This window comes from Streptomyces panaciradicis (assembly GCF_023516615.1).
Lineage (GTDB): Bacteria > Actinomycetota > Actinomycetes > Streptomycetales > Streptomycetaceae > Streptomyces > Streptomyces panaciradicis.
Genome location: NZ_JAMGBF010000276.1, coordinates 1 through 5,470, shown reverse-complemented (window position 1 = coordinate 5,470; position 5,470 = coordinate 1). Strand labels below are relative to the sequence as shown.

General features: G+C 73.1%; 5 protein-coding genes. All 5 read left to right on the top strand.

The annotated features are described in order from the left end of the window. Positions 1–1,109: DUF7847 domain-containing protein (locus M8J74_RS43565; RefSeq protein WP_249841690.1), on the top strand; the 1,109-nt coding region annotated here is incomplete at its 5' end. Between the two features lie 31 nt (positions 1,110–1,140). Beyond that, positions 1,141–1,896 carry a DUF4129 domain-containing protein gene (locus M8J74_RS43560; protein WP_249841689.1) on the top strand — a complete coding sequence of 252 codons (756 nt, stop codon included), beginning with the start codon at positions 1,141–1,143 and terminating at the stop codon, positions 1,894–1,896. Then, on the top strand, positions 1,893–3,089 hold the full coding sequence (locus M8J74_RS43555; protein WP_249841688.1) for a DUF4350 domain-containing protein: 1,197 nt from the start codon (positions 1,893–1,895) through the stop codon (positions 3,087–3,089). Before M8J74_RS43560 ends, M8J74_RS43555 begins: the two co-directional genes overlap by 4 nt. Further along, a complete protein-coding gene (locus M8J74_RS43550) occupies positions 3,089–4,078 on the top strand; it encodes an AAA family ATPase (protein WP_107416143.1) in 990 nt (329 codons plus the stop codon). The genes M8J74_RS43555 and M8J74_RS43550 overlap by 1 nt, the downstream gene beginning before the upstream one ends. Then, the gene (locus M8J74_RS43545) at positions 4,078–5,388 is read left to right on the top strand and encodes a DUF58 domain-containing protein (RefSeq protein ID WP_249841687.1); all 1,311 of its coding nucleotides are present in this window, start codon (positions 4,078–4,080) and stop codon (positions 5,386–5,388) included. The genes M8J74_RS43550 and M8J74_RS43545 overlap by 1 nt, the downstream gene beginning before the upstream one ends. Positions 5,389–5,470 lie beyond the last annotated feature (82 nt).

Below are 5,470 nucleotides of genomic sequence, written 5' to 3'. Positions count from 1 at the left end.
GCCCGGGCTGGGGCGGCCGGCCCCCCGGCGGCAGCGGCGGTCCCGGCGGCCAGGGAGGGTACGGCGGCTACGGTCCCCCCGGCGGCTGGAGCGGCGGTTGGGGCGGCGCCTGGGGCGGCCCTCCCCCCGCGGCCAAGCCCGGCGTGATCCCGCTCCGCCCGCTCGGCGTCGGCGAGATCCTCGACGGCGCGGTCTCCACCATGCGCACCTACTGGCGCACGGTCCTCGGCATCTCGCTCACCGTCGCGGTCGTCACCCAGGTCGCCGTAGTCCTGCTGCGCGGTTTCGCCCTCGACGACAACGCCACCGCGGACACCCTGAGCGACCCGAGCGCCAGCCTCAGCGAGGTCACCCGCGCCATGGGCGACACCATGGTGAACAGCGCCGTCATCTTCCTGATCTCGCTGATCGGCACGATCACGGCGACCGCGCTGCTGACGACGGTGACCAGCAGGGCCGTGCTCGGCAAGCCCGTCGCCATCGGCGAGGCCTGGCGTGACGCCCGGCCTCAGGTGCTCAAGCTGTTCGGCCTGATCTTCCTGCTGATCCTCATCACGTTCGGCATCATCTTCGGCGGCACGCTTCCCGGCATCCTCGTGGCCGTCTCCGGCGCGGGCGCCGCGGGCGCCGCGCTGGCCGTCCTCGGCGGTCTCGGCGCGGGCGTCGTCGCCCTGTGGCTGATGATCCGCTTCTCGCTGGCCTCCCCCGCGCTGATGCTGGAGAAGCAGAGCATCGTCAAGTCGATGAGCCGCTCCGTGAAGCTGGTCCGCGGCTCCTGGTGGCGGATCTTCGGCATCCAGCTGCTCGCCACGGTCATCGCGAACATCGTCGCCTCGATCGTGGTCATCCCCTTCACCTTCATCGGCGCGGCGCTCGGCGGCGACGGCATCGTCGGCTTCCTCCAGAGCGGGGGCCACGTCGGCTGGACGTTCCTGATCATCAGCGGGATCGGCTCGGTGATCGGCTCCATGATCACGTTCCCGATCACGGCCGGCGTCACCGTGCTGCTCTACATCGACCAGCGCATCCGCCGCGAGGCCCTCGACCTCGACCTGGCCCGCGCCGCCGGCGTCCAGGGGTACGGCGCCGGCACCGGCTCGGGGAGCTGATGCGGTGAGTCCGACGGGGGGAGTTCTCACCATGGCGCCGGCACTGCCCCGCGCCGCCGGATCGGCCGTACGAGCCCTGCTGCGCGCCGGCGACACATCCCGGCTGGCGTCGATGGGCTCCGGCGACGAGCCACCGGTGACGATCCCGCGCGACCCCGCGCGGGAAGCGGCCCGGCGCGAGCTGTCCAAGGGCATGTACCACGAGAACGACCCCAGCCTGTTCCAGCGCGCCCTCAACGCCTTCTGGGAGTGGATCGACAAGCTCTTCGGCTCGGCCGCCGCCGCGACGCCCGGGGGCGTGCTGGGCCTGGTGGTCATCGTCGTGGCCGTCCTGCTGGTCCTGGGCGCGCTGTGGTGGCGCCTGGGCACCCCGGGCCGCCGACCCACCTCCTCCGCCGCCCTGTTCGACGACCGGCCCCGCAGCGCCGCCGAGCACCGCGCGGCCGCCGAGGCGCACGCCGCCCAGGGCCACTGGAACCAGGCCGTCCAGGAACGCATGCGGGCCATCGTCCGCTCCCTCGAGGAACGCGCCCTCCTCGACGTCCGCCCCGGCCGCACCGCCGACGAGGCCGCCGCCGAAGCGGGCCGCGCCCTGCCGTCCCACACGGACCGACTGCGCGAGGCGGCCCGGGACTTCGACGACGTCACGTACGGCGGCCGCAGGGCGAGCGAGATGGCGTACCACCGCATCGCCGAACTCGACCGCGACCTCGAACGCGCCAAGCCCCAGCTGGCGAGCAGCACCCCCGGCACGGCGCCCCACACCCGCCAGGGAGAGGACGGATGACCGCCGAGGCCACCACGCTCCCCTCCACCTCGGTCTCGCCCACCGCCCGCCAGGTCTGGACCCGCGCGCGAGGCATCGCCCTCGCGGTGATCCTCGTCCTGGCCGCGGCCGTCGCCATCGCCGTGGTCCGCTCCGACGTCCGGCACGGCGAGCTCGACCCTCGCTCCGTCGATCCCTACGGCAGCCGCGCGATCGCCGAGATCCTCGCCGACCACGGCGTCACCACGCGCGTGGTCACCACACTGGCCGGGGCGCGCGCCGCGGCCTCCCCGAACACCACGCTGCTGGTCGCCGTCCCGGACCGGTTGACCCCACGTCAGCAGAGCGCGCTGCACGCCGCGATCGCCGACTCCGGCGGCCGCACCGTCCTGATCGCACCCGGCAGCTCCTCCGTCGAGAAACTCGTCCCCGGGGTGACGGCGGACCCCGCCACGAGCTTCGCCTCCACCCTCGCCCCCGACTGCGGGCTCCCCGCCGCCCAGCGCGCCGGCAACGCCGACACCGGCGGCATCCGCTACACCACCACCCACCTCGACGCCGCCAAGTGCTACCGCAGCGAGCGCCTGGCCACCCTCCTGCGCATCCCCCAGACCTCCGGGAACGGCGACACCATCGTCCTCGGCGCGCCCGACATCCTCCTGAACGACCGGCTCGACAAGCAGGGCAACGCCTCGCTCGCCCTCCAACTCCTCGGCTCCCGCCCCCATCTGGTCTGGTACCTCCCCTCGCTCTCCGACTCCTCGGCCACCGACGGCGGCGAGAAGAGCTTCCTGGACCTGCTCCCCTCCGGCTGGCTCTGGGGCACCCTGCAGCTCTTCATCGCGGCAGCCCTCGCCGCCCTGTGGCGGACACGCCGGCTCGGCCCCCTCGTGCCCGAAAATCTGCCGGTGGCGATCCGCGCCTCCGAAACCGTCGAAGGCCGCGCCCGCCTCTACCGCAAGGCCAACGCCCGCGACCGCGCCGCCACCGCTCTTCGCTCCACCACGCGCACCCGCCTCGCCCCGCTCGTAGGCGTCCCCGTCTCCCAGGCGCACACGCCCGAGACCCTGCTCCCCGCCCTGTCCGCCCACCTCCGCGGCGACGGACAGTCCCTGCACTCCCTCCTCTTCGGCCCGCCGCCCAGCGACGACGCGGCCCTCATCGCCCTCGCCGACCAACTCGACGCCCTCGAAAGAGAGGTACGCCGTCCATGATGGACCCGACCACTGACAACGCCGGGATCACCGGGGACCCGGGCAAGGCCCGAGCCTCCCTGGAGGCCCTGCGCGCCGAGATCGCCAAAGCCGTGGTCGGCCAGGACCCCGCCGTGACCGGCCTCGTCGTCGCCCTCCTCTGCCGCGGACACGTACTCCTTGAAGGAGTCCCCGGGGTCGCCAAAACGTTGCTCGTGCGGGCCCTCGCATCCGCACTCGAACTCGACACCAAGCGCGTCCAGTTCACCCCCGACCTCATGCCGAGCGACGTGACGGGCTCCCTCGTCTACGACACCCGCACCGCCCAGTTCTCCTTCCAGCCCGGCCCGGTCTTCACCAACCTCCTCCTCGCCGACGAGATCAACCGCACCCCGCCGAAGACCCAGTCCTCCCTCCTGGAGGCCATGGAAGAACGCCAGGTCACGGTCGACGGCACCCCCCGCCCGCTCCCGGACCCGTTCCTGGTCGCCGCAACCCAGAACCCGGTCGAGTACGAGGGCACCTACCCGCTCCCCGAAGCCCAGCTGGACCGTTTCCTCCTCAAGCTGACGATCCCGCTCCCCTCCCGCCAGGACGAGATCGACGTCCTCACCCGCCACGCCGAGGGCTTCAACCCGCGCGACCTGCGCGCCGCCGGCGTACGCCCCGTCGCCGGCCCCGCCGACCTGGAAGCGGCCCGGGCGGCCGTCGCCAAGACCACCATCTCGCCCGAGATCACCGGCTACGTCGTCGACATCTGCCGCGCCACACGCGAATCCCCGTCCCTCACCCTGGGCGTGTCCCCGCGCGGCGCCACCGCCCTGCTGGCCACCTCACGCGCGTGGGCGTGGCTGACGGGCCGCGACTACGTCATCCCCGACGACGTCAAGGCACTCGCCCTCCCGACGCTGCGCCACCGCGTGCAACTCCGCCCGGAGGCCGAGATGGAGGGCGTGACGGCCGACTCCGTCATCAACGCGATCCTCGCCCACGTCCCCGTCCCCCGCTGATGGCGCTCACCGGACGCGCCGCACTCCTCGCGGCACTCGGCTCCCTCCCCGTGGGCATCTGGGACCCGAGCTGGACCGGCATCCTCGCCGTGAACGCCCCCCTGGCAGTGGCCTGCGCGTGCGACTTCGCCCTGGCGGCGCCGGTACGACGACTCGGGCTGACCCGCTCCGGCGACACCAACGTGCGCCTGGGCGAGACCGCCGACGTCACCCTCACGGTCACCAACCCGTCCGGCCGCCCGCTCCGGGCGCGCCTGCGCGACGCCTGGCCGCCGAGCAGCTGGCAGCCCGGCACGGAAGTCGAGGCATCCCGTCACCGTGTGACGGTCCCCGCGGGCGAACGCCGCCGCATCACCACTCGCCTGCACCCGACCCGCCGAGGCGACCGGCAGGCCGACCGCGTGACGATCCGTTCCTACGGCCCCCTGGGCCTGTTCGCCCGCCAGGGCTCCCACAAAGTGCCCTGGACGGTCCGCGTCCTGCCGCCTTTCACGAGCCGCAAGCACCTTCCGTCCAAGCTGGCCCGCCTACGGGAGCTGGACGGCCGCACCAGCGTGCTCATCCGCGGCGAAGGAACGGAGTTCGACAGCCTCCGCGAATACGTCCCCGGCGACGACACCCGCTCCATCGACTGGCGAGCCACAGCCCGCCAGTCCGCCGTCGCCGTCCGCACATGGCGCCCGGAGCGCGACCGCCACATCCTTCTCGTCCTCGACACCGGCCGCACCGCGGCAGGCCGCGTCGGCGACGCCCCCCGCCTCGACGCCTCCATGGACGCGGCCCTGCTCCTGGCAGCCCTGGCCTCCCGCGCAGGCGACCGCGTGGACCTGCTGGCATACGACCGCCGAGCACGAGCCGTCGTTCAGGGCCGCACAGTCCGGGACCTCCTGCCCTCGCTGGTGAACGCCATGGCGACACTCGAACCCGAGCTGGTCGAGCTGGACGCCCGTGGCCTGACAGCCACAGCTCTCCGTACGGCTCCGCGCCGCTCCCTGATCGTCCTGCTCACCAGCCTCGACGCGGCGCCCGTGGAGGAGGGTTTGCTCCCCGTCCTCTCCCAACTCACCCAACGCCACACGGTTCTCGTGGCCTCGGTGGCGGACCCGTACATCGCACGCATGGCGACGGCACGCGGAAACACCGACGCGGTCTACGAGGCCGCGGCGGCCGCCCAGGCCCAGAACGAACGCCACCGCACGGCGGAACAACTCCGCCGCCATGGCGTCACGGTCGTCGACGAAACACCGGACGAACTGGCGCCGGCACTGGCGGACGCGTACCTCGCGTTGAAGACGGCGGGCCGCCTGTAGTTCGAGGGGTTCTCCAGCATGGAGCACCCCTCGAACAATTGCGGCCAGGTATTACCCCAGAACGCAGAAAACCCCCGGACCG